The sequence below is a fragment of the Actinomadura macra NBRC 14102 genome, from assembly GCF_001552215.1.
GTDB classification, from domain to species: Bacteria; Actinomycetota; Actinomycetes; order Streptosporangiales; family Streptosporangiaceae; genus Spirillospora; species Spirillospora macra.
Map to the genome: position 1 here is coordinate 427,394 of NZ_BCQT01000004.1, position 24,552 is coordinate 451,945.

Consider the following 24,552-nt stretch of genomic DNA (forward strand, 5'->3'; position numbering starts at 1 on the left):
GGGCGGGCGGCGGCGGGGGCTCGTATGCGGATCGGAACCCGGCTGGCCCGGCAGGCGGGGCATGCGCTGTGGCTGGGCACGGTGGTGCTCGCCTCGGCGAACCTCCTCCTCGCCGTCCTGAACGGGACGGACGCGGCGGGTCTCGGCCTCGCGTACCCGGTCGGGATCTCGGTCATGGCGGTGGCGTTCTCGGCGGTCGGCTCGGTGGTGTCGCTGCGTCTCCCGGCGAACCCGATCGGGTGGCTGCTCAGCGGTATCGGCGCCGCGATAGCGGTGACCGGCCTCTGCCAGTCCTACGCGATCTACACGCTGGTCACCCGGCCGGGCGCGCTGCCCGGCGGGGAGCTCGCGAGCTGGGCCGGGTCGTGGACGTGGGTCTTCGCGGTGTTCCCGTCCGGTACGTTCCTGCCGTTGCTGTTCCCGGACGGCCGGCTGCGGTCGCGGCTCTGGCGGGCCGTCGCCTGGCTGTCGGCCGCGGACCTGGTCGCCGCCGCGGTGTGCTTCGCGATCCTGTCGGCCGGGTCCGACCCCCGGATGTTCCACCCGAGCGTGCACGGAACCGCCGACGTGCTGCTGATCGTCCTGCCCGCGGGGATGTTCGGGCTGCTCACCGTGCTGTCGGCGGCGGCGAGCCGGGGCCGCTACCGGCGCGCCCGCGGCGACGAGCGGCAGCAGCTCAAGTGGTTCGGGGCCAGCATCGCGCTGGGCGCCGTCTCGGTGACGCTCCAGTTCCTCCAGCCCCTGGCGCATCCGGACCCGTGGTTCAGCTCCCTGCTCGTGCTGGGCGTGTGCACACCCGTCGCGATCGGCTTCGGGATATCCAAGTACCGGCTGTACGACATCGACGCCGTCCTGCGCAGGACCATCGTGTACGCCACGCTGGCAGCGTTCATCACGGTGGTGTACGTCGCGGTGGTCGTGGGCGTCGGTTCGCTGTTCGGAACCCGCGCGGACGGTTGGCCACAGGCCGGTGGCGGCCCGCTGCTGCCCCTGGTGGCGACGGCCATAGCGGCACTGGGATTCGGCGGTGTGCGCACACGCGCGAAGCAGTTCGCCGACCGTCTCGTGCACGGGGTCAGGGCTACGCCTTACGAGACCTTGTCGCACCTGTCCGAACGGCTCGCGTCGTCTGCATCGATCGAGGAGTTCTTGCCCTCGCTCGCGCGCGCTCTGGCCGAAGCCACAGGCGCGTCCCGGACGGAGGTCTGGATCAAGGTGGGCGACCGCCTGCACCTGGCCGCAGCGCACCCGTCCGGTTCCTCCGGCGACGCTCCACTCGTCCTGGACGGGGCGGCTCTCCCCCACTTCACCTGGGCGGACGTGACAGCGGAGGTGCGCGACCAGGGCGAACTCCTCGGGGCGATCACGGTGGCCAAGCCGCCGGGTGACCCGGTGACCGAGCGGGACACCGCGCTGACCGCCGACCTCGCCGCGCACGCCGCCATCGCCTTCCGCGACGTGGCCCGCGCCGCCGAACTACGGGAGTCGCGCAAGCGGCTGGTGGCCGCGCAGGACACCGAGCGGCGGCGGCTGGAACGCGACCTGCACGACGGAGCGCAGCAGCATCTGCTGGCCATCACGGCGAAGGTCGGGCTGGCCCGGGGCCTCCTCGCCGACGCCTCGTCCCCGCGCGTCCGGGAGGCGCGGGCGCTACTGGACGAACTGGGACGTGACACCGAAACGGCCCTGGAGACGCTCCGCGACCTGGCCCGCGGGATCTTCCCCGCGATCCTCGCCGACAAGGGCCTCGTCCGGGCCCTGCGCGCGCAAGGGCGCCGCCTCCCGCTCCCGCCGGAGTTCACGGTCGCACCGGGGTCGGCCGCGCGGCGGTTCGCCCCCGAGGTCGAGACGGCGGTGTACTTCTGCTGCTTGGAGGGCCTGCAGAACGCGGCGAAGCACGCCGCCGGAAGCGCGCCCCGGGTCCGGCTGACCTTCGACGATGACGGCCTGGAGTTCACGGTGGCCGACGACGGCCCCGGCTTCGACCCCGGGATCGCCGCATCCGCCGCCGGTTCCGGGCTCCGTAACATGCGGGACCGGATCGAGGCCGTCGGAGGCCGCCTGGACATCCGCTCGGCACCGGACGGCGGCACCACCGTGACCGGCCACGTGCCCGTCCCTCACGCCTGACCCGGTGACGGGAAGCTGCGGGAGGCCGTCGTGGAATGACAGGCAGGGCTATCTGACCTGGGCAGCCCTCCCCGGCCTCCCCGGAGTCGCCTGCCATTCCACGACGGTGCTCGCCCCGTCCCGCGTCCCTCACCGGAGACCCATGGTCAGCGGGCGGACGCGGCGTGCTCCTCGGTGTCCTTGCCCTCCTTGCCCTCCTTGCCCTCCTTGCGAGCGCGCTTCTCGTCGTCCAGCGCCTCCTCGTGCGTCTTGACGACCTCGCTGTCGCGGATCTCGCCACGCCAGCCCTCCACCTCGTCGGCCCGGGTGAGCGAGTTCGTCATGACGAAGCGGCCGAAGTGCTTCAGCTCCAGCCGGACGCGGCGGCCCTGGGCGCGCCACAGGTTGCCCGTCCGCTCGAAGAGACCCTGCGGGTGGTATTCGAGGACGAGCAGGACGCGGGTCAGGTTCGGGGAGAGCTTGTGGAAGCTCACCGTCCCGTCCACATGGCCCTTGGAGCCCTTGGAGCGCCAGACGATGTGCTCGTCCGGGACCTGCTCGACGATTGTGGACTCCCACGTCCGGCTGGACCAGAAGATCTTCGCCTTCCAGTTCAGCTTGCCCTCCTCGGCCTGGTCGACGCTCACGACCTTCTTCATGAAGGACGGGTAGTCCTGGAACTGCGTCCACTGGTCGTAGACGAGACGGCGCGGCGCCCCGATGTCGGTGTGCTCGACGATGTTGGTGACCTTGACCTTCTTGCCGCCACCGCCCTTGCCGCCGCCCTTGAGCGCCTTGCCGACCGTCTCGGTCAGGCGGCCGAACAGGCCCTTCCCCGACGACTGGTCCTGCTCGTCCTTCTCGTCCTTCTTCTGACCGTTCTTCTGGCTCTTGGCCTCGGACGCCTTCGACGTTTTGGACGTCTTGGCCGAGGTCCCCTTGGTGTCCTCGTTCTCGTCCGGCCCCGAAGCGCCGTTGCCGCGGCGGCTGAGCGCCCGGCCCGCGGCGACGGCCGCACCGGCACCGAGCAGGATGCCGCCCGCAGTCCCGGCCGTCCGCCCGGCCGGCAGGTTCTTGGTGAGCCGGCCGAGGTCCGGTGTGCGGCTCTTGCGGCCGCCGATGGGCAGCCGTTTGGTGATCTTGCCGACGGGCAGCACGCCCGTCCGATTACCGCGCTTCATGATGTGTTACCTCCGCTGGTTGTTACGGGTTCTCCGGATGGCCGCCCTCTGGGGACATGCCTGGGGACGTTTTCAGGGGGATGTGACGACCTCGCCGTCACGGATCTCGCCACGCCAGCCCTCGATCTCCGCGGGCCGCGTCAGCGAACGCGTCATCACGTGACGGCGGAAGTGCTTGAGCTCCAGCCGGACGCGGCGTCCCTGCGCCCGCCACAGGTTGCCGGTCTTCTCGAACAGGCCGCGGGGGCGGTATTCGAGGACGAGCAGGACGCGCGTCAGGTTCGGGGCGAGTTCGTGGAAGCTGACCGTGCCGTCCACCCGGCCCTTGCTGGCCTTGGACCGCCACACGATGTGCCGGTCGGGCAGCTGCTCGATGATGCTCGACTGCCACGTCCGGCTGGACCAGAAGATCTTCGCCTTCCAGTTCAGCTTCTCGTCGGACGCCTGGTCGACGCTCACGACCTTCTTCATGAAGGACGGGTAGTCCTGGAAGCGCGTCCACTGGTCGTAGACGAGACGCCGCGGGGCACCCACGTCGATCTGCTCCACGATGGTGGTGAGCTTGCCCGGCCGTCCGCGCCCGAAGAGGCGGGAGAGGGTCTCCTTCAATGCCGCCCATCCCGCGCTGAGCAGTGCGCGGCCCGGGGATTTGCCGTCGTTCAGGGCGCGTGCTCCTGCCAGGGCCGCTTTGGCGAGGGGACCGGCGTGCTCCGCCTCGGCGGCCAGCCGATGGACCGTCCGCCCCAGCTTCCGCTCGTACCGGGCGATGATCCTGCCGGTCAGCCGGCGGCCGGCGCGCCGGGTCGCGCGCGCCGCCGCGTAGCCGCCCGCCCCGACCGCGGCGCCCGCCACGGTGCCCGCCGCAGCGCCCACCGCGGTGCCCGCCGCCGTGCGCCTGCCAGCGGTGCGCCTCGCCATGGCGCGCTTCGCCGAGCGCGCCGCCGCGCCCGTCCGCAAGTTCATGCCCTTGTCACCTCGTCGCCCGCCGTTCACGGGTGCTCTGTTCGTCCGCCGTCTTCTGTCCTATGCGCCCCGGTGGGGGCACGGCAGCCGGGTTACCCGTACAAAGAGGGGCAAAACAGCCGCCAGGCCAGGGGCGGGACGATGACCGCATCGGGTCACGACGGCGGACCCGCCCGCGCTGTCGCGACACCGCGCTTCAGGCCGGTGCACAAATACGCTCAGAGTGAACACATGGACACTCCTGGCATCCCGACCAGACCACCCCAGCGTGCACACCGGACCAGAACGCCGCAGTTCCGGCGCCCGGTAACAGTTAAGACTCTTGCGTAATAGACCTCTTGAACTGGTACGGACCAGCTTTTATCTTCAGGGCCAACGCGCGTTTGTGCTCAGAGAGCATTCATACCGCGCACAAATCGTCATGCGCGGAAGGGGGAACGCCGAGCGGAACCCGAGACCGCTCGGAAACGGACCCAGAGCACACGACACCGCCAAAGGGCCGGGAGGGGACAGATCCCGGCCGCCTCCGGGGGGTTGGCGGAGCCAGTGGACCGAAGTCGGCATGGACGCGCCCATGCGTCCGAAAAAGTAAGCCGGAGAAGGCGGGGACAGATGAAACGGCACCTCACGGTGGCCATCGCCACGGGCCTGACGGTGGCCCTCGGTGTCAGCGGATGCGGGAAGGGCAGCTCGTCGGACGACGGCGGCTCCGACGGCAAGACCATCAAGTTCGTCGCGGCGATCTACGACGACAACACCAAGCCCTATTGGGACGCGCTCATCAAGGACTTCGAGGCCAAGAACTCCGGCTACAAGGTGCAGCTGGAGATGGTCGACTGGACCCAGATGGACGCCAAGGTGAAGACCTACATCCAGACGAAACAGGCGCCCGACATTCTCAACTACAACGCCTTCTCCGACTTCGCGCGGGACGGCCTCATCTACAAGGCCTCCGATGTCGTGTCGCCGACCACGCTGAGCGACTTCACGCCGACATTCGTCGAACAGGCCAAGTACAACGGCGAACAGTACGGCCTTCCGTTCATCTCCAGCGCGCGGCTCCTCTTCTACAACAAGGACCTCTTCGCGAAGGCGAAAATCGCTGACGCGCCGAAGACCTGGGACGAGGTCAAAGCGGACGCCGAGAAGATCAAGAAGGCCGGCGCCACCGGCTACGGGCTGCCGCTCGGCCCCGAGGAATCGCAGGCGGAGTTCTACTCCTGGGCGATGAACAACGGCGGCGGCTGGGTCGACGCGTCCGGCAAGTGGGCCATCAACCAGCCCGCCAACGTCGACACCCTGACCTTCCTCAAGGGCCTCACCAAGTCCGGCCTGACCCAGCCGAACCCGGAGACCACCGACCGCAAGACGGTGTTCAACCAGTTCGCGCAGGGCAAGGTCGGCATGGCGATCGGCGGCCCGTTCACCAAGGCCGGCTTCATCGACCCCGTCAACAAGAGCCTGAACTTCGGTGTCGCGCCGCTGCCGAGCAAGAGCGGCTCGGAGCACAACACGCTCGGCGTCATGGACGTCCTCGCCGCGTTCAAGAAGAGCGACGGCAAGAACAAGGACGCCATCAAGAAGTTCCTCGACTTCTTCTACCAGAAGGAGAACACCTCCCGGTTCCTCAGCAAGGAGGGCTTCCTCCCGGTGACGAAGTCGGCGGGTGACGCGCTCAGCTCCGACCCGTACATGAAGCAGTTCGTGGACGCGCTGCCCACCTCGAAGTTCGCCCCGACCAGCAACCCGGCGTGGTCGGCGGTCGCGGGCGCGGTCAAGCAGGACCTCGGTACCTCGGTGGCGAACAAGGACCCGAAGAAGGTCCTGGACGGCATCCAGAAGACGGCCGAGAAGAGCGGCTGAGTGCAGGACGTGAAACTCCGGGAGCGGGACCCCGTCGCCTCGGCGCGGGTGTCCCGCCCCTCCGCACTCCGGCGGACCGGGCGGGCCCTGACCCCGCTGCTGTGGCTCGGCCCGTCCCTCGCCCTCATCATCGTCGTCGTCCTGTGGCCCGTCTTCGAGATGGTCCGCACGTCGCTGCTGAAGATCAGCTCGTCGGGCGTCACGCTCGGCGGCAACGGCACCACCAACTACTCCGACCTGTTCGACGAGGACGACCTGATCCCCGTCGTGCTGCGGACGCTCGGCTGGGTCGCCGGCGTCGTGGTCATCACGATGGTGCTGTCGCTGGCGATCGGGCAGCTGCTGAACGCCCGCTTCCCGGGGCGGCGCATCGTCCGCTGGACGGTGATCGTCCCGTGGGCCGCGTCCGTGCTGATGACGTCGCTGATCTGGAAGTGGATGCTGGACAACTACTCCGGCCTGGTCAACCGGGTGCTGCTCGACCTGCACCTGATCGACAAGCCGGTGAACTGGCTGGCCCACCCCTGGCAGGCGATGCTGTGGATGATGTGGGTCGCGGTGTTCGTGTCGCTGCCGTTCGCGTCCTTCGTGATCCTCGCCGGGCTCCAGACGATCCCGGACGACGTCTACGAGGCGGCCCGCGTCGACGGCGCGGGACCGCTGCGCATGTACTTCGGCATCACGCTGCCGCTGCTGCGGCCCGCGATCCTGATCGCCTCCATCATCAACGTGATCAACGTCTTCAACAGCTTCCCGATCATCTGGGCGATGACCGGGGGCGGCCCCGGGCACGCCACCGACACCACCACCACCTTCATGTACAAGCTCGCCTTCTACGACCAGAACGTCGGCGAGTCCGCCGCGATGGCCGTGGTCAACTTCGTCCTCATCCTCGTCATGGTGCTGCTGTACCTGAAGGCTTCGCGCTGGCGGGAGGAGGTCCGATGAGCGCCACGGGCACGCCCCCCACTCCGTCCGGCAGGACCCGCCGTCCGATCAGGCTCCGCACGGTCCTGCTGACCGCGACGGGCTGGCTCGTCGCGATCGGCTTCCTCATGCCGTACGTCCAGATGGCGCTGACCGCCCTCAAGCCCGAGAAGGAACTGACCAGGTCCCCGGGCTCCTACCTGCCCGACCACTGGACCTGGTCGAACTTCGTGGACGTGTGGTCGGCGGCGCCCGTCTGGACGTACCTGCGGGTCTCCCTCGTCGTCGCGGCGGCGGCCACCCTCCTCACGCTGGCATGCGCCATGCCCGCCGCCTACTACACCGCCCGCAACCGTTTCCGCGGGCGCGGCGCGTTCCTCCTGCTCGTCCTCATCACCCAGATGTTCGCGCCGACCGCCCTGGTCATCGGCATCTACCGGGAGATGGTCGCGCTCAACCTGACCGACACCCTCATCTCCCTCATCCTGGTGAACGCCGCGTTCAACCTGCCGTTCTGCATCTGGATCCTGCACGGCTACTTCTCCAGCATCCCCAAGGAACTGGAGGAGGCCGCGTTTCTGGACGGTGCCGGACGGCTCGGCGCGCTCACCCGCGTCACCTTGCCGATCTCCATGCCGGGCGTGGTCACCGCGATCGTCTACACGTTCATCGCGGCGTGGAACGAGTACATCGTGGCCCTCACGGTCACCGCGTCCCCGGACCGTCGTCCCCTGACCGTCGCCATCCCGTCCTTCGTCACCCAGTACCAGGCGCACTGGCAGTACCTGTTCGCCACGTCCCTGATCGCGATCGTGCCCGTCGTGATCCTGTTCGTCTTCATCGAGCGCTACCTGATCGGCGGCCTGACCGCGGGCTCGGTCAAGTGACCCTGATCGGCCTGGACGTGGGCGGCACGTCGATGAAGGCGGAACTCACCGTGGACCACCAGATCCTGGCGACCGAGTCATGCCCGACCGACCGCGGGGATCCGGTCGGCGGCATCCTCGACTTCGCCGCCCGCCTCGCCGCGCGCGCGGAGGAGCTGACCGGCTCCCCCGCCGCCGCGGCGGGCATCGTCCTGCCCGGCATCGTGGACGAGGCCGCCGGCACCGCCGTGCACTCCGCCAACCTCGGCTGGCGGGACGTCCCGATACGGCGCCTGGCCGCCGAACGCCTCGGTATCCCCGTGGCGATCGGCCACGATGTCCGCACCGGCGGCCTCGCCGAAGCCGAGTTGGGCGCCGGCCGTGCCGCGGGTGACTTCCTCTTCGTCGCCATCGGTACCGGTATCGCCGCGGCGCTCGTCCTGAACGGCGCCCCCTATCCCGGGACCTCCGGCTGGAGCGGCGAGATCGGCCACATCGTCGTTCGCCCGAAGGGCGAGCCCTGTGCCTGCGGGAACCGGGGATGCCTGGAGACCTACGCGTCCGCCGCGGCGATCACCCGGCGGCACGGCGCGGACCTTCCCGCCGAGGACGTCATCGCCCTGGCCGCCACCGGTGCCCCCCGCGCCGCCGCGGTCTGGAACGAGGCACTGGACTGCCTGGCCGACAGCCTCGCCTCCGCGACCCTCTTCCTCGATCCCGAAAGGATCGTCATCGGCGGCGGCCTCGCCCAGGCGGGATCCGCCCTCCTGGACCCACTGTCCTCCCGCCTGCCCGGACGCCTCACTTTCCGCTCCGCGCCCGGCCTCGTCACGTCCGAACTTCACGACCAGGCCGCCGTCAAGGGCGCCACGATCCTCGCTTCCCGCCTTCTCAACTGAGCATTCGGCTCCCTGGGAGCGCGTCAGAGGGGGCCGAGCCGACAGGCGGTGAACTCCGGGGCCAGGGGATCGGACCGCGCGGAAGCCCGATCCCCCAGTCGTCGCCGTGACCCCAGACGGCGGCGTTTACCTGGCGGCTACCCGGCGTCGCTCCCCTGAGGCGCCGCCTGGCCGGCGTCACTTCCCTGAGGCGGTGCCGCCTCGCCGGCGTTGCCCGAGGTCTCGACGGGGGCGCAGTGCCGTCCCTGCACCGATTCGGGGAGGTTGGCGATGCCGGAGAACGGCCGGACGACCTCGCAGAGGACGGTGGCGCCCTTCCGGTCCTCGATGCTGAACACCCCGAAGATGGGCCCCTGCTCGGGGAGGTCGCCTGCGGTCACCTCACAGTTCCCGGTACCCGCGTAGCCGCCTGAGCGATGGTCCTCAGACGGTTCCACCTGGTCACAGGTGTAGCCAGGTGGCCTCTCCCTGGTCGCCGCCGCGGCGGTGCCGGGAAGCAGTGCCGCCAGCGCCACCGCCGCGGCACCCACTGCCGTGGGACCCGCGATCCCTCGTACTTTGGTCCGCTTGCTCATCGGTGTTCCCCTTTCCGAGCCGCTGGGGAAGACCCGCAGTGGCTCTTCGTTAAGTTTCAACTACCGAGAGTGAGTTTAGGAGTGACGCACTGTAACCTCACCAGTCCCCCTGATGTCTCCACCACGACAGCCGGGCCGCACCATCTCGAACATCACGGCCCCCACTCGCCCACCGGTCCCCCGGTGTTATGCAGGCACGAAGCGCGATCCGGGACACCTCCGGCACCCGGGGAGGGACCTCGCTAGGGGGTGATGACGAGCTTGCCGCGGGTGTGGCCACTGCGGCTGGCGTCGAATGCGGCACCGACCTCGTCCAGGGAGAACGTCCCGGCCACATCGACCGTGAGCGCGCCCTGTTCCACCAGGTCGGACAGCAGGGCGAGTTTCGCGCCGTCCGGCCGGACCCAGATCCAGTGCCCGCCGTGCTCCTCCACCTCGCGGTCGGCCACCGAGGTGTGGCGCCCGCCCGGCCGCAGCACCGCCAGCGTCGTCGCCAACTGCCCGCCGACGAAATCGGCGACGGCGGACACACCGTCCGGTGCCAGGTCCCGGACCCGGTCCGCCAGACCGTCCCCGTAGGCGACCGGTTCGGCCCCGAGTTCGCGCAGGTAGTCGTGATTCGGCTCGGAGGCCGTCCCGATGACCCGCGCACCCCGGCTGCGGGCGATCTGCACCGCGAATCCCCCCACGCCAGCGGACGCCGCGTGCACAAGGAGGACGTCGTCATGGCCGATGTCCAGCCTGTCCAGGGACCGCTGCGCCGTCATCCCCGCCAGCGGAAGCCCACCGGCCTGCTCCCAGTCGAGCGCGACGGGCTTGAGCGCGACATGGGCCGCCGGAACGGCCACATACTGCGCGAACGTCCCATCCCTGAGGATTTCCTTGCGCGCGTAGGCCATCACCTCGTCCCCCGGCGCGAACTCCGGCACATCAGGCCCTCGCCCACGGACGACCCCCGCGACGTCCCAGCCGGGAATGACCGGGAACACCGCGTCCATCAGAGGGTCCAGCCCACCGGCCATGGCCTTCCAGTCCACCGGGTTGACCCCGGCGGCGCGCACCTCGACCAGCACGCTTCCCGGCCCGACCTTGGGTTCGGGCACCTCGCCGACCGTCAGCCGCGGATCGGCGTACGAGTCATAGGTGACGGCGCGCATGAGCCGATTCCCTCCCGAAGTCGCGAGCGCGGAATACTCACAACCTGCCACCCCGCCGCCCCACTAAACCCTGCTCGCACCACCGCGTACGCCGAAGCAGCACCCGCGATCGGCGGACGCCAGCGGGACAGGTCTGGGAACCGGCGAACGATCTATGGGCCGTGCAGTCTGCACAAGGGCACATGACCTAGGACAGCAGCCCGAGATAGTTTGTAGGTCGGCGGCCTCGTCGCTGGTAGTGGCTTTGCCGGGCGTGGCGGCGACACCAGGCCGCTAGTTCGAGGACACGACGACGATCACGACGTTACCGATTTTCTGGCCGGTCTCGACATACCGGTAAGCCTCGACGATTTCGTCGAATGAATAGCGTCGGTCGATGACCGGCCTGTACTCTCCGGTCTCGACCAGCTCCTTGAAATACAGCGCCATCGACCGGTTCTGCCGGGGCAGCGGAAACTTGACCTTCCGGCGGCGAAACAGCGGAGTGACGAGCGCCAGCAGCGGGTTCTGCCCCATCGGACCCAAATCCGACGAGACATAAGTCCCGCCCGGTTTCAGCAGTCGCCGACACTGCCCGAACGTGCTCTTGCCGACCAGATCGAGCACAACGTCGTATTCCTGCTCGTCCTTGGTGAAGTCCTCAGCCGTGTAGTCGATGACCCTGCCGGCACCCAGGCCCTTGACCAGGTCCACGTGCTCCGAGCCGCAGGTCGCGGTCACGTCGGCACCGAGACTCTTCAGCAATTGCACCGCCGCCGAGCCGATGGCCCCGGTCGCGCCGTTGACGAGAACGGCCTGCCCACTGTGGATCTTTGCCCCTCGGATCGCTGAAAGAGCATAGTGCGAACCCTCCAAAATGGGCGCGGCCTCCTCGTACGTCAATCCCGCCGGAATGGTCGCAATCATGCCACCCTCACGGATCGCGATGTATTCCGCATGACCACCGAACGGGTTGTCGCGGTATCCGAATACCCGATCGCCGACCGCGAAGGACGTCACGCCGCCGCCGACCGTCTCGACCTCTCCAGCGAATTCATTTCCGAGGATCGTCACCCGTGGCCGGATCAGTCCGGCGACAAATCGTACGATGAACGGCTTGGCCGCCCGGAAGCCACAGTCCGTCCGATTCACCGTCGTCGCATGAACCTTGACGAGCACCTCGCCGACCTTGGCCGACGGCTTTTCCACCTCTGCGATCCGGACCGCCTCCGGCGGGCCATATCTGGTGAGGACTGCTGCCTTCATGGCTGATCATAACGACGGCGCCGAGATCATTTTCAACCCTCCCTCCGCCGCCCGGCCGCAGTCGGCCATACGGCTGCCACGATCACCCGCCGCCGGACCCGTCAATGAGCTGCCATTTCGTCCACCTCGCCGGCCGGCCCGTCCCTCAGGCGGCGGACTTCGGGGACGGTCAGTGGGAAGGCTAGCTCCGGCCGGAACGGAGAGCCGGCACTTAGAGGTGCAGCCGAACGTTCAGCGAACCGATGTCCACCTGTTCCTCCGTCAGGGGCATGGTATGGGTGACGCTCGTCTCCTCATCGTGGGTGAGCACCTGTATCCGGATTCCGCCTCCGGAGTCCCGCCTGGCCAGCAGTTCTTGCGGTAGCGCGAAGCGCGCCGTTGCCTCCAGATGGGTCTGGCAGTTCATGCATCCCCGCACGTGCCATCGGCTCAGCACGGCCTCGGTACCAAGATGGCGGGTCTCACCATCGATCTCGGCGAAGGCCGAGATCGTGAAGGACCCGCGGATCTCGGCGCGATTGATACCGCCGATCCGGATCGTGGCTCCCGACTCTGATTCCCTCAGCTCCTCAAGCCCGACGCCGTCCAGCGATCCCGGACCGTACGTGTAGTCGAGGTCCTTGATGTTGATGCAGGCTTTGGAGGTGTACAGGAAGGGATCGAGGGGCGAATCGAGATCCAGCCATTGATTGGGCAACACCCCAGGCGTGGGGCCCTGCGAGTCCACGGTGTTGGTACCGGGGTATTGCGGCCAGATCTCCAGCTCTTCCGTCCTGTTGTGTATCTCCTGCCACCGCCAGAACACATAGTCGATGAAGCAGTGATGGAAATAGAAGATCGGGTCGAGGGCCGCGGTGTCGTTCTCGCCCATGTCGCCGTTGGCGCCCCGGATAATCTCCGCGAGCGATGTGCCAGGGGCGGTGAACCCGCCGACCGCTAGGTGAACGGCATTGTGCGGGCTCTCTAGAGAGACGCTCCGCTGGGCACTGTTGTCGTTCCACGCCGCCATGCTGGTGGTGTTGGAAAAGGTGGTGTAGTCGGGCACCTTAAGACAGTCCAGATACTGCTGGTAGACCACCCGACCCGGAACGGCCACACCCTTCAGCCAGTTGCGGACATTTTCGTTCAACAAGGCACGGGCGTTGGCGGCGTACCTATCGTTGTGCTCTTTGGTTTTCCGCCGGTCCTCTGCCGTACCCACCAGCCCGGAAAGCGGATACCGGACGGTGACGTAGCCCGCGTCTTTGGTGTAGTTCAACGGCCTCCGCCTGGCATCCTGCCCGGCGAGGTGGTCACGGATGTTCCTCGGGAACTTGAACGAGTACAGCGGGTTGGGGATGATCGTATTCGCTTCCCTGACCTCCCCGGTTTTGAAGGTGAACGTCTCGGCCGTGAGCACGTCCGGGATACCGTTGTTCCGCGAGTATTCGTCCGTCTCGTCCCAGAAGGGCATGGCGACATCTTCGCAACCCTCCACACTGCGCAGCGCATTCTCGACTGCGAGTATGTACGCACGGTGCCAGGTCGGAAACAGAACATTGCCATGGTGGCAGTATCCACCCCAGAAGTCGACATCACCCCAGCCCGCCCCCCGGAAGGGCGCACCATGGAGGCCACCGAGAGCGAAGAACGATTCCTTGTCACTGAACTCACGTTCTTTGAATTCAGCCCAGGCATGCACCAGCTTTTCCAGCGGCACGGGGTCTTTGCCGCTCTCGTAGTCCTTTTGCAGCTGGAGAATTGATTGACGTATCCGCACGATAGCTCCAATCCGTTACGCGAGTAATATTCACCTCATCTCATACGACTAAAGTTCTCGACACCTCAAGTGCTCGTAAAAGTATCGAGCCAAATCTCACGTAAGGCCCTGTCCGAGTCGGACACGGGCCGTCCGTGTCGGGCCATGACCTCACGCCCTACACGATGCACTGCCGGGCGGGCATGCCGAGACGCGGGCGACGCATGGACCTCGAAGACAACGAACCGGCGCGACGCGCATACGCACGGCGGGCTGGCGCAAAGCCGGAAAGTCCAACTGTGCCTCAAGGCGTGATGATATTGGTGGGGTCATCGCACCAGATGACCTGGTGACCATTTTGGCCGACGGTCATGCCGAACCGGGAGCGCTCCGCACGGCCCCAGCCCACCCACCGCTGATAGGCGTCGGCGACCTCGTCCCAGAGGCGGCGGGGCCCTGCTTGCCGGACGTGATGCTCGGCGCCACCGGTCCGGCTCACACGGGCCCAGGAGGTGCCGCCGGTATCGGCCAGCAGCAACTCGAACCGTCCGGTCTCGTGTTGCGGCAGAGCCATGACGTCCGGCAGCATCCCGGCGATCGCGGCATCGGCACCGTAACCGCCCTCGGTCACCTGCCGAGGATCGAGGCAAGTCCCGGTCTCGGCGGCGCCCGCCGTGTCCTCGGGGAGATGGAAGCCACCACGCTGGGAGCGGAGCATCATGTAGTGCGCGGTACCTGTGAGCCGGCCGATCGCGCGCCCGTCCTCGGTGACGGTCAGCAGCACCTTGTGGCCGTCACCGAACTCGGGCTGCCAGGGCGCGACGATCCGGCCGCCCGGACGCGTCTGCTCGACCCACGGATAGGGGATCTCGGTGACCGCGCAAGTGACGTGCACGCCACCGAACAGCCCGCTCTCGGGCGCACCCTCCGCGCCATCACCGATGAGGACCACGGCGTCGAAGCCGGTGGCGCGCAACCTCTGGTCGGCGGCCGAGGCGATGACCGGGTCGATCTCGATGGTCGTGACGCCGGCGCCGAGTGCCGTCAGCAGAGCCGCGGTCCATCCGGTGCCCGTCCCCACCTCCAGGACACGCTCGCCGGGTTGGACGTTGAGCAACTCCAGGAAGGCCACCACGGCACCAGGCGCCGACAAGGACGAGGTCGCCTCGGCGATACCGGCGGCGGGATCGGCGGCCCCGTCGGCGGCCTGGGTGACGATGGAAGCATGGCATTCATGGAAGTTGAGGTAGCGGCCGCATTGAGGTCGAGTGCGACGACCCCCGACACGCCGGCGAGGGTGCCCCAGTCGTCTTCTCTCTGAGGGCAGTGCACCTGGGACTCGGGGACGGTGCTGACGTGGGTGCCGCCCGTGCTGGCGCGCAGGATCAAGGTGTACCTCTCGAAGTAGGGCGCGTCATCCCGCATCCGTCGGAAGTACACACACTGGTGAAGGTTCAGATATCGGGGTGAGGCGTGTGCTGCCACCCGCGCCGCCGGGGCGGCTGCGGCGGCACCGGATGTGCGGGCCTGGATCGCGGCCACGGCGAGGAGGTGTCGTTGCCAGCGCCGCCCACCAGCGCGCGGCCGCGGTCGGCCGAAGTCGGCGGGTGATGCTCATCGGGTAGCAGAATGGATGACACGGTTGATGACCGCAAACGGTCGCCCGAGCGCTTGACGTTGGGTGAAGATGACGCGGAGCAACGACAGGGTGGTCGGCATGATCATTGCTCCGGCGGCGCAGAGCAGGGCGCGGACGGCGATCACCCCGGCCGGGGAACCGGCCGCCAGCACGGCCAGCGAGACGCCGCCGAACAGCACATACCCGGCGAGCAGGACGCGCTTGCGCCCGTAACGGTCGGCCACGGCGCTGACCGGCACGAGCAGCCCGGCCAGGATCAGCGAGTAGACGTCGACGATCCACAGCTGCTGGGCGGCCGTGGGCGCGAGATCCTCGGTGATGTGCGGGAGGGCGACGTTGAGGATCGTCATGTCCATGGCGATGACCAGGAGGCTCGCCGACAGCACCGCCAGTGCCGCCCAGCGCCGTCTGGTCCCCATCGTGGGATGCGGCTCCGTGACCTGGGTGGCACTCATCGCTCGTCCTTCGCCGGGCCCATCAGGGCGGTCATCGCGCGGGCGATGGCCGCACGGTCCAGGGGCTGGCCGTGGAAGGTGGCGTGCAGGCAGGCGCCGTCGGCGAAGACGGCCAGCAGTTGCGCGGTGGCGGGGTCAGCCCAGTCCGACAGCAGCTCGACCACCCCGTCGAACCAGCGCAGGGCGAGTGCGCGCAGCTCCGGACGCTGGATCGCGGCGCCGTACAGGGCGGCGTCGGCACGCACCTGGTTCTGGTCGCTGAGGTAGTCGTGCAGCAGCGAGGCCAGGACCTCCGGGTCGCCCGAGGACTCCGCCGCCTCCTGCCTCATCTCCGCCAGGGCCTCGTCCAGCTCGGTCGCCAGCAGTTCCAGACCTGCCTCGCGCAGCTCGTCCAGCGAGGAGAAGTAGTAGGTGGTCGCGCCGAGCGGAACGTCGGCGCGTTCGGCGACCCGGCGATGGGTGAGGTCGCCGCCGCCCTCCACCAGCAGGTCGGACGCCGCCCGGACGATCGCCTGGCGGCGCGCCCCCGGGTCGCGGCGACCACGCGTGGCGGTGGTCTGTCCGGTGCCGTCGGGTACTGCGGCCATCATGATCCCCCCAACATGTACAGATGTACTAGTACAAGTGTACATGTACATTAGTACCAGTTGTGGGCGATCTTCCGTTGCGGGCCGGCGTCAGGCGATCAGCCGGCGACGCGGAAGCCGATGTTGCCCGCGGAGCTGTCCGGGGTGTTGGAGGATCTCGCCGCCACGCGATACCGGTTGCAGTACGACTCGTGGCACATGTGGGAACCGCCGCGCATCACTCGGGCGGTGCCTTCGGGCGGACCTGACGGATTCTCGCGCGGGCCGGTGCGGTGGAAGCCGGCGCTGAACCAGTCGGCGCACCATTCCCAGACGTTTCCAACGACGTTGTAGAGGCCGTATCCATTCGGCCGGTACGACTTCGCGGACGCCGTGCCCTGGTGGGCGCCGGTGTTGAGTGTCGGGAAATCCCCCTGCCAGACGTTGCAGAGGTGCCGTCCGCCCGGCGTCAGCTCGTCCCCCCACGGATAGCGGCGCTGTTCCAAGCCGCCGCGGGCGGCGAACTCCCATTCCGCCTCGGTGGGCAGCCGGGTGCCCGACCAGCGGCAGTAGGCCTGTGCGTCGTTCCACGAGACGTGCACGACCGGATGGTTCTGCCGTGAGGTGATGGACGAGCCGGGCCCCTCGGGCCGCCTCCAGAATGCGCCCGGTACAGAGCGCCACCAGGGAGCCGCGGGCACGACCTGTGAAAGGCGCGCGTTGTTCGGGCTGAGGAAACCCTCGAAGACGAAGGAGAACCCGAAGTCCTCAGCCTCGGTGACATAGCCGGTCGCCTTGGCGAAGGTGGCGAACTGGGCGTTGGTCACCGTCGTCGTCTCGATCCGGAAGGGGCGCAGTTCGATCTCGCGGACCGGCCCCTCCCCGTCGGCGCGATAGCCCACCTCGTCCTCGGTGCCCATGAGGAACGACCCACCGGGAAGCCGGACCATGCGCTTGTGGCGGGGTTCGGCCGGCCGCGGGGCGTGGCGCTGGTCCAAGGTCAGCGGGATGCCCGCCGGCTCGCGGCCGGGGGTGCAGCAGGACTTGTCCATGGAACTCTCCACTCGGCCGGGGACCGCGGCCCGTCCGCGTCCACGCGATCGCGTGACGTGCGGACGGTGCCGCGGTCCTGGTCGTTGCCGTCGCGTCAGCTCTGGCGATCCGCGGTGAGCTGGGCGGCCAGCGCGGGGATGCCCAGGCTCTGCTCTTCGGCGGGTGTCGCCTGGTAGAGCTTGTTGGTGAGCTGGTACTGGTCGTTGACGAGGTCGTAGTACTCGCGGAAGGTCACCTGCCCGGTGCCCGAGACCGCCCCGGCGGCGTTGGTGTGCAGGTCGTAGTACTCGACGTACTGCTTGTTCTTGGCGACGTAGGACGCCCAGCTGTCCTTGACGCCCCCCGTGCCCTGCTTCCACCACTCGACCAGCAGGTGGTCACGGTTGAAACCGGACAGCAGCGACTTGCCGTCCTGCGACGCGGTGGGAGTGATCCCGGCGGCGGCGAGGATGGTCGGCGCGATGTCGATGTTGGCGACGATGCGGTTGTCGGTGGTGCCGGCGCCCAGGCCGCCGCCGGGCCAGGACAGGTAGAACGGCACCTCGTGGGCCGGGGAGTAGGGCGTCCCCTTCCCGAGAAGGCCGTGGTCGGCCCACTGGAACCCGTTGTCGCCGATGTAGATGACCAGCGTGTTGTCCAGTTGCCCGAGGGCCGTCAGCTTGTCCTTGAACGCCTGTACGGCGTCGTCGACGGACAGCAGCGTCCGCAGTTGCCGCCGGCGCACCGCCTTGCCGTCGGCGAGGGTGCTGGTCGCGTTCTGGACGTAGGCCGGCTTGTCGCTCCGGTCGGCCTCGGGGACGGAGGGACGGCCGTTCCAGGCCGGCACGGTCGTGTCGGCGTACTGGGCGGCGGGCGTGTTGGGCTCGTGCGAGGCGTACGGGGTGACGTACGCGAACCACGGGCGGGTGTCGGTCGTGGACTTGTTCAGGAAGGCCAGCGTCCTGTTCTTGACGATGTCGGTGGTGTATCCGTTGATCGTCTGGACGGTGCCGTTGACGTTCCACTGCGCGTCCACGTAGGCGGGCTTGAGAAGCGCCCATTCCTCGAAGTGGGGAGGGTTGTCGGACAACGTCCAGGAGTTGAGGTACTTCCCGAACAGCCCGGTGCGGTACCCCGCCTGCTTGAGGTAGCGCTGGACCGTCGTGCTCTGGTCCAGGCTGTAGGAGGCCGCGTTGTTCCGCACGCCGTGGTTGTGCGCGTAGCGTCCCGAGAAGATCGACGACCGCGAGGGGGCGCACAGCGGGGTGGTGACGTGGCCGTGGTTGTAGGTCACGCCCTGCCCGCCGAGCCAGGCGATGGTCTTCTGAAGCGCCCAGTTGGTCTGCTTGGGGTTGTCGTCCGTAACGATCAACAGGACGTTCGGGCGGGTCGCCGCCGACGCCGTCCCGGACAGGGCCGGAAGCGTCCCGGAGGCCGCCACCACCGCTGCCGCCGCCGAGCCGGCGAGGAATCGCCGCCGGCTGACCTCGGCTCTGTCACCCCTGTTCTCTTGCTGTTCCTCGGTCATGTTCTCCCAGCTCCTCTCGCTGACAGCGACGTGCTGTCTCCGGACGTAAATACGAAGGTCTGACGGACGCACAGGAAAGGAAAAGAACAGACGGATTGGAAGGGACAAGTGGCGTGCCAAATACCGCTTGCGGCGCCGATTGATCGAATCTACGACGCTTCCACAAAGCGTTCCAATAGGGGATGCCTCAACCCGGAGTTCCCGGCTCAGAAGGCAAGATGGGACAGACAGAGCGCGCTCGCCTGCCGCTTGAAATCGACGTGCAGGCGAGCGACCAGAAAGTCACCCGGAGCCATAATCAAACGCTATAAACTGATTCCGGTCGCGTCAATCCCGCAGGTTGCCCTATTTCTCGGGAAGCTGGACCTCGCAACCATGGACCAAGGCCGCAAGGATGCACAATCGAAGTGCTTTTACATGCGCAATAGCGACCCAAAGGCGAGTTCGCAGGAAAATGCGGTACTTCCATTCCGGGCGCGACTCCGGGACGCAGCGAATACGCCGATGACCATTCGGCGACGGGCGCGCGGGTGTTCACACGACCGTCCGAGAGCCACCTCAAGCGGCTTCGGAGATCTCAACTAAAACAATAGGAAAAGCAGGATACTTTGTCAACGGATTCGGCTGCCGGGGCCGTGATCCTGTGAGGGCTGCTCACCCAGCCCTCACAGGATCACGGGGTCCAGCGCCGCAGTCGCCGGGCGACGTCCACGACGGTGATCATCTTGTCGTCGATGGCCTCGTCTCCCTCACCCGCGGGGAGGGCCCTCCCCGCGTGGACGCGTAGCGGCGGGAGGTACGGACTCCCGGTCGTCGCGCCCTGCCGCAGGGCTGTCCACGGTCCGGCGTCGTGGGTCTGGCCGCACGCACGCCGGGTGGAGATGGCGAGGCCCGCTCAGCAGCCACCACCACGTCCAGGGGCCCGACCTTGGGTCCTCCCAGAGGCCCGGCATGTCAGGCGCGCCCGGGTTGGACGAGCGACGCGGCTGCTACGGCGCCACCCCTGGCTCGCGTTGCCCGGCCGTCCAGCCCGGGAGTGTCCTTCATGAGCTGGCGGACCTCCTCAGCAAGGGCGGCCTCGGTCGCGGCCTCGATCAGCCGGTACCCGTGCTCACCCCAAGGCCACGGCACCAGCGCCCAATGGCGCAGAGTCGCCCGGCCGAGCCAGTGCCGCACCCCGCGCGGAAACTGCACCGCGGCCTGGACGGGTGCCGCGGACAGGAACATCCGGGGAACCTGCGACGGGATCGGCGCGCCGGTCATGACGGGCTCCTCTGGACGGCGTCCACAACGTCCTGCACCACTCCGCTGATGTCGACGATGGGGCCGATGTCCTGGCCCATCGCCCAGCGGAAGGTGCCGCGCTTGCAGTTGATCAGCAGCTCCCGCCCGTCCGGCCGGGTGATGATCAGGTTGGTGACATAGGTGCGGACGGTGACGCCACGCTCGCTCAGCTCGGCGCCCAGCCGTCGCAGCGCCAACCGGTGGTCACAGTGCTCGGCCGTTTCCAGCAGTTCCCGCAACACCTCGGCGTCGGCGGCATGAATCCCGACAAACCCGCCGCATCCCACCGCGAGCGGACGGCCCGCCCGCCAGTCGGCGCCGAGTGCGTCGTCGCCCGTCTCGATCAGCCAGTCAGGGAACTCCTCGGTCAGCGCGCGCACCTCCGCGTTCCCGCTCACTGTCCGATCACCTTGGCGCCCGTGGCCTCTCTCAGCATGGCGCGCAGCCCCTCGGCGGTGTCGGCGTCGAAAGTAGCGCCCTCGACGCGAGACAGGTCCTCACTGACGAGGCTCGCCCGCGTCGCCCACCACCGCCCGGTATCGCTGGTGTGAATGATCGACCAGCCGCCGAACTCTTCACGCAGCGCAGCCTTCTCCGCTGCGACAGCGTCCGCTCCTGGCGGTTGTTGTAGCTTGCCCATAGCCGAAGCTCCGTTTCGGTTAGGCCCCGGGTCCCCCGGCGTTTGCCCGCCGGGCCGGGGTCGCCCTTATCTCGTGACCTCGTGCGGCGCCATCCGAATGGCGTCCACGACACGTCTGATCACCAGACGCGTATCGGTGATCGGCCCTATCCGCCGATCGTCCTGAGCCCAGTGGAATAGCCCGCGCCGGCAGGTGATCAACCGCTCGTCCTGCCCGGGCAGCCCTACACCCAGGGTGGTGAGGCAGGGCCGTGCTCGGATACCGCGCACGGCCAGGCCTGCGGCCAGTGCCCGTATGGCGAGGCGGGAGTCACCTCGGTCCGCGTCCTCCAACAGCTCACGGAAGAGGGCCAGGTCATCGCTGTAGAGATCGACCGGCCCGCCGTGTCCCGGGGCAAGCGGACGGCAGGCCTCGAAGGACACTCCGAACTCGCTTTCGGTCACCTCGACCAGCCAGCCCGGAAACTCCGCCAGCAAAGCGAGGCGCACCTCGCCGACCTCGTTCACCGCGAGGCCTTGGTGCCTTCGCCGGCCTCGAAGCCGAGCACTTCGCGCAGCCGTACACGCAACTCGTCCGCAGAGCTGGCTCCGAGTTCGGTCGGCATGTGCACACCGAGGAGGGGGCCGTCGAGGCGGGCGCGCCGACCAGGTCGCGTCGCCCGCCACCGGTCTCTGTCGAGGGTGATGTCCCACGCGGGGAACTCATTGCGGATTGCGGACGCCGCCTGGTCCGTCTCTCCAATATCTGTGTCACGGGTCACACAGAACATTCACCCGCAGTCTTGCGTGACGAACCAGTGACACGGCGTCCGCATTCGCGCGTCCCCGACTGGCCACGTGATGACGCCATGTCCACTCCCGACCGGATCATCACCCGACGGTCAAGGACGCCGCGTCCTAGTCGATGCCCACCTCGTGAGCAAGTGCCCGGATTCTCGGGGTCGGCCGGCTCATCACCTCGCGCACTTCCCCGACCAGGCCCTGTGCAAGTGTCTGGTGCCGGAACCACTGGGGTGCCACCGCCTGGGCGTCGGCGAGCCGCGCCTCGGCGGCCCTCGGCTGCCGAGCGTCCACGTGTGCCTGTGCTACGTCGAGGAGGTGTCGGCCCCGATAGATGCCGTGCAGGCCGCTGATCTGCACGCTGCGGGCCGCCTCCAGCGCCCGGCCGGGCTCCCGCAGCGTCGCCCAGGCGTACACGCCTTGCATGTTCACCGTATGAGCTCCGAACCAGGCGTCGTAGTGCTCGACGCGGCGGCTGCCGATCGCGGCGGCCGCCGCGCGCGCCGGTGAAAGGTACTCCTCTGGGTCGTTGCCTGCGACGATCCGGGGTGCCAGTGCGTTCAACAGCAGGCCACCCCATACCGAGAGCCGAACTGGCGAATCGTTGAACGATGGCTCGATGGAGGAGGCCGCCTTCGCTGCGACCTGTTCGGCCTCGGTGAGCCTGGCCTGGCGGTGCAGCGCCCACGCGTACGTGCCCTGGACGGTCGCGTGTTGCAGCTCGTCGTCGCCCTGGTAGGCGACAGCGATGGCACGCTCAGCGGCGATGGCGGCGAGCTCGGGCTTACCGAGATGGTTGAGCAGACAGGCGGCGAGCTGGTAGGCCCGCGACAGCGGCACCGCTGCCTGTGCCCCGAGGGAACGTTGCGTGAGACGCCCCTCGGCGATCAAGCCCGGGACGGTCACCGTGAGCGCCGTGAGATCGCCCTCCCAGTACATCCGCCAGCCGCGCGCGACTGCGGCCTTCAACTCAGGCAGAGGAGTTGGGTCTCCGGCATCGTCCGCGTCCAGCCCGCCCACACCGGGAAGTAGCGAGGGCGCAAGGATCACATCGCGCACGGCTAGGACACTCGCGCCGTCCCGCCCGCCGACCCGTTCGCGGCGTCCGGTCAGCTCGCCCAGATCCACGTCGAGCGCGTTGGCAAGCCGCATGAGCGTGGTCGTCCGCTCACCGCGCCGTCGGCCCTGCTCCAGCTTGGCGACGGTATCCCTCGACAGCCCGGCCTTCTCGGCCAGCCCCTCTTGGCTGAGGCCACGCTCGGTACGGATGCGCCTGAGCGCGGTTCCGATCGTGCTAGCTTCGGGCATGAGCCCTGCTCCTCTCCTGAGGTCTCGTCAACGTCAGGGTAGGTCGCGGGGCTCGAACTCGTCAGAGGGACGGGCCGACCACGCCACCCTCGCCTCGCAGCCTCCTCTTACGCCGGGTCAAGCTGTCCGTCCCGGAGGTGGGGTCCTGGGGTCCTGATGGGCGGTGGCCTCGTCCAGGATCACGACGCGCTGCCGGGCAGGCAGCAGGCGGGCGCACATCTAGGGCCCACCGCTGTGGCGTGCGGGGTCTGGGGCGCCGATGTCGTCGCGCGGCGCCGCGACCGTGGCCGGAGGGTGCTGGCCTGGCCAGGCGCCACGCGACGGTGTGGGCGAGGTGCTCACAACGTTCAAGCCCTTGCGCCCAGGTTGGACGAGCGATGCGGCTTCTACGGCGCCACCCCTGCGCGCGGTGCCCGGCGTCCAGCCCTGGGCTTAAACACTGGCCGACTCGTGGGGGTCGCGTTCGGTACCGCGGCGCACCCGGTACAGGCCCGGCTCGATCTGCTCAGAACGGGCCTTAATCCACTCCCGGACGTTGGGCGGCCAGGAGGTGGCTTCATCCCACACCACCCCCGCCAGCGCCTCACTTCGGTCGACCTGTGTCAAGTCCACGTCGGTCAAGTCGATGCCCGAGACATTGACCTGCGTGTCCTTCAGAAGCCCAGCGACAAGGGCCCAAGCTTTGTCGAGGGCGCTGGCAAGGTCGATGGAGAGATCGAGGTCGTCGGCGCGGACACGATCGAGGGCGCGGGCAAGAGCGCGGGCGCGGACGACAGTGCGATCGAGGTCAAGGTCGAGCCTGCAGATGCGAGCGAGGTCGCGAGCGCGCACGAGGGCGCGGACGAGGTCGAGGGCGCGGACGCGAGCGCGGTTGAGACCGCGGATGCGAGTGAGGTCGCGGACGAGACTGCGGGCGAGATTGCGGGCGCGGGCGAGGTCGCGGGTAAGTGTCCAGGTCTGGATGCGGTTCAGGAGTTGCTGTTTCGATCCCGTCATTGCGATCGGCGGATGGGTTGGGACCGGTTCGGGTCGGCTGTTTTGAGGAAGATCCAGCAGTGCGGTCAGGATCTGGGTGGGGTTGGTGTAGGCGCGCACGTGGTCGAGCAGGTCGGCGGCGCCGGACACGAGCAGAGCGTCTAGGGCCCGCTCGGCAGGGTCGTCGCTGGGGTTACCGGGCCCGTCCGGGGGTGTGTTATCCACTGGTGGTCCTCCTCTCCCGGCCGGTGATGTCTGTGATGCAGGGATGTCGTTTCAGTTGCCGGCGGGCCTTGGCTCTCAGGTCCAAGACCTTGCGCCGCGTGATGTTCAGTGCGGCGGCGATGTCGGCGCTGGAGAAGCCGTCGAGATCGAACGCGAACACCGAGCGACAGTCGGCGTCCAGGGATCGTAAGAGTGTGACCAGATCGCGGGCCTGGCCGGTCAGCTCGGCGTGGTCGGGGCCGGGTTCGGGAGGATCGATGCTGGTGCCGAGCGGGAACCCAGGGTCGTTGCGATGCTGAGCGCGGTGGTGGTTGAGGGCGACGGTCCGCGCCCATGCAGGCGGGTTGGTGACCTGATCCCACACTCCGTCCAGCACCTTGCGCCATCCTTGCAGGGCCATGTGCTGGGCGGCGTCGCGGGCGTCGGCCAGGCTCGCGCCGGTGTACATCACGAACCGGACCACGAGGGCGTACTCGGCGTCAACGAAGTCCAGGAAGTCCTGCCGCATCGCCACCATCCTGGTGCTGGGGCCGCCGCAGGCATCGAGGTTGGCCGGGGCCGGTCGGTGGGCGGGGCCAGGCTCTGGAGAATCACGGC

At 68.3% G+C, this 24,552-nt stretch carries 23 protein-coding genes; 5 read left to right on the forward strand and 18 right to left on the reverse strand.

Annotated features, from left to right (window positions below; translation table 11 throughout):
- Positions 1–24 precede the first annotated feature (24 nt).
- Positions 25–2,130 carry a sensor histidine kinase gene (locus AMA02S_RS06795; RefSeq protein ID WP_067453240.1) on the forward strand — a complete coding sequence of 702 codons (2,106 nt, stop codon included), beginning with the start codon at positions 25–27 and terminating at the stop codon, positions 2,128–2,130.
- Positions 2,131–2,276: 146 nt separating this feature from the next.
- Here AMA02S_RS06795 and AMA02S_RS39965 read toward each other — a convergent pair whose 3' ends face one another.
- On the reverse strand, positions 2,277–3,290 hold the full coding sequence (locus AMA02S_RS39965) for an SRPBCC family protein (RefSeq protein WP_084264749.1): 1,014 nt from the start codon (positions 3,288–3,290) through the stop codon (positions 2,277–2,279).
- A gap of 72 nt (positions 3,291–3,362) precedes the next feature.
- Complete coding sequence (locus AMA02S_RS39970; RefSeq protein WP_245667379.1) at positions 3,363–4,253, reverse strand: SRPBCC family protein; 891 nt, start codon at positions 4,251–4,253, stop codon at positions 3,363–3,365.
- Between the two features lie 612 nt (positions 4,254–4,865).
- Here AMA02S_RS39970 and AMA02S_RS06810 point away from each other — a divergent pair.
- The 4 genes from AMA02S_RS06810 to AMA02S_RS41435 are packed head-to-tail and all read left to right on the forward strand — an operon-like array spanning position 4,866 to position 8,808.
- On the forward strand, positions 4,866–6,116 hold the full coding sequence (locus AMA02S_RS06810; protein WP_067453243.1) for an extracellular solute-binding protein: 1,251 nt from the start codon (positions 4,866–4,868) through the stop codon (positions 6,114–6,116).
- A complete protein-coding gene (locus AMA02S_RS06815) occupies positions 6,117–7,064 on the forward strand; it encodes a carbohydrate ABC transporter permease (protein WP_245667380.1) in 948 nt (315 codons plus the stop codon).
- Positions 7,061–7,930, forward strand: coding sequence for a carbohydrate ABC transporter permease (locus tag AMA02S_RS41430; RefSeq protein ID WP_067453246.1), 870 nt, complete (start codon positions 7,061–7,063; stop codon positions 7,928–7,930). The genes AMA02S_RS06815 and AMA02S_RS41430 overlap by 4 nt, the downstream gene beginning before the upstream one ends.
- Complete coding sequence (locus tag AMA02S_RS41435; RefSeq protein ID WP_157430425.1) at positions 7,927–8,808, forward strand: ROK family protein; 882 nt, start codon at positions 7,927–7,929, stop codon at positions 8,806–8,808. Before AMA02S_RS41430 ends, AMA02S_RS41435 begins: the two co-directional genes overlap by 4 nt.
- Before the next feature lie 137 nt (positions 8,809–8,945).
- Here AMA02S_RS41435 and AMA02S_RS06830 read toward each other — a convergent pair whose 3' ends face one another.
- The 16 genes from AMA02S_RS06830 to AMA02S_RS06910 all read right to left on the reverse strand — a co-directional run bounded on the left by AMA02S_RS06830 (position 8,946) and on the right by AMA02S_RS06910 (position 24,463).
- The gene (locus AMA02S_RS06830; RefSeq protein WP_157430426.1) at positions 8,946–9,383 is read right to left on the reverse strand and encodes a hypothetical protein; all 438 of its coding nucleotides are present in this window, start codon (positions 9,381–9,383) and stop codon (positions 8,946–8,948) included.
- Positions 9,384–9,625: 242 nt separating this feature from the next.
- Positions 9,626–10,540, reverse strand: a complete 915-nt coding sequence (locus tag AMA02S_RS06835; protein WP_067453252.1) for an NADP-dependent oxidoreductase — start codon at positions 10,538–10,540, stop codon at positions 9,626–9,628.
- 273 nt (positions 10,541–10,813) lie between these two features.
- Positions 10,814–11,785, reverse strand: coding sequence for an NAD(P)-dependent alcohol dehydrogenase (locus AMA02S_RS06840; RefSeq protein ID WP_067453257.1), 972 nt, complete (start codon positions 11,783–11,785; stop codon positions 10,814–10,816).
- Between the two features lie 211 nt (positions 11,786–11,996).
- Positions 11,997–13,544: a tyrosinase family protein gene (locus tag AMA02S_RS06845; RefSeq protein ID WP_218004866.1), complete on the reverse strand. Its 1,548-nt coding sequence runs from the start codon at positions 13,542–13,544 to the stop codon at positions 11,997–11,999.
- Positions 13,545–13,827: 283 nt separating this feature from the next.
- Positions 13,828–14,676 carry a methyltransferase domain-containing protein gene (locus tag AMA02S_RS06850; RefSeq protein ID WP_169806788.1) on the reverse strand — a complete coding sequence of 283 codons (849 nt, stop codon included), beginning with the start codon at positions 14,674–14,676 and terminating at the stop codon, positions 13,828–13,830.
- Between the two features lie 461 nt (positions 14,677–15,137).
- On the reverse strand, positions 15,138–15,617 hold the full coding sequence (locus AMA02S_RS06855) for an MFS transporter (RefSeq protein WP_067453266.1): 480 nt from the start codon (positions 15,615–15,617) through the stop codon (positions 15,138–15,140).
- Positions 15,614–16,207 carry a TetR/AcrR family transcriptional regulator gene (locus AMA02S_RS06860; RefSeq protein WP_245667381.1) on the reverse strand — a complete coding sequence of 198 codons (594 nt, stop codon included), beginning with the start codon at positions 16,205–16,207 and terminating at the stop codon, positions 15,614–15,616. Before AMA02S_RS06860 ends, AMA02S_RS06855 begins: the two co-directional genes overlap by 4 nt.
- Positions 16,208–16,302: 95 nt before the next feature.
- Positions 16,303–17,235, reverse strand: a complete 933-nt coding sequence (locus tag AMA02S_RS06865) for a formylglycine-generating enzyme family protein (RefSeq protein ID WP_067453272.1) — start codon at positions 17,233–17,235, stop codon at positions 16,303–16,305.
- 95 nt (positions 17,236–17,330) lie between these two features.
- The gene (locus tag AMA02S_RS06870; RefSeq protein WP_067453274.1) at positions 17,331–18,743 is read right to left on the reverse strand and encodes a sulfatase family protein; all 1,413 of its coding nucleotides are present in this window, start codon (positions 18,741–18,743) and stop codon (positions 17,331–17,333) included.
- A 954-nt stretch (positions 18,744–19,697) separates the two neighbouring features.
- Positions 19,698–20,006, reverse strand: coding sequence for a hypothetical protein (locus AMA02S_RS06875; RefSeq protein WP_067453277.1), 309 nt, complete (start codon positions 20,004–20,006; stop codon positions 19,698–19,700).
- Positions 20,003–20,425 carry a hypothetical protein gene (locus AMA02S_RS06880; RefSeq protein ID WP_067453280.1) on the reverse strand — a complete coding sequence of 141 codons (423 nt, stop codon included), beginning with the start codon at positions 20,423–20,425 and terminating at the stop codon, positions 20,003–20,005. Before AMA02S_RS06880 ends, AMA02S_RS06875 begins: the two co-directional genes overlap by 4 nt.
- Positions 20,422–20,667, reverse strand: coding sequence for a hypothetical protein (locus AMA02S_RS06885; RefSeq protein WP_067453284.1), 246 nt, complete (start codon positions 20,665–20,667; stop codon positions 20,422–20,424). The genes AMA02S_RS06880 and AMA02S_RS06885 overlap by 4 nt, the downstream gene beginning before the upstream one ends.
- 66 nt (positions 20,668–20,733) lie before the next feature.
- Positions 20,734–21,174, reverse strand: coding sequence for a hypothetical protein (locus tag AMA02S_RS06890; RefSeq protein WP_067453287.1), 441 nt, complete (start codon positions 21,172–21,174; stop codon positions 20,734–20,736).
- Positions 21,175–21,564: 390 nt separating this feature from the next.
- Positions 21,565–22,755, reverse strand: a complete 1,191-nt coding sequence (locus AMA02S_RS06900; protein WP_067453291.1) for a helix-turn-helix domain-containing protein — start codon at positions 22,753–22,755, stop codon at positions 21,565–21,567.
- 432 nt (positions 22,756–23,187) lie between these two features.
- Positions 23,188–23,880: a hypothetical protein gene (locus tag AMA02S_RS06905; protein ID WP_157430428.1), complete on the reverse strand. Its 693-nt coding sequence runs from the start codon at positions 23,878–23,880 to the stop codon at positions 23,188–23,190.
- 67 nt (positions 23,881–23,947) lie between these two features.
- Positions 23,948–24,463 (reverse strand): sigma-70 family RNA polymerase sigma factor, encoded by a 516-nt coding sequence (locus AMA02S_RS06910; protein ID WP_067453297.1) that lies wholly within the window; start codon positions 24,461–24,463, stop codon positions 23,948–23,950.
- Positions 24,464–24,552 lie beyond the last annotated feature (89 nt).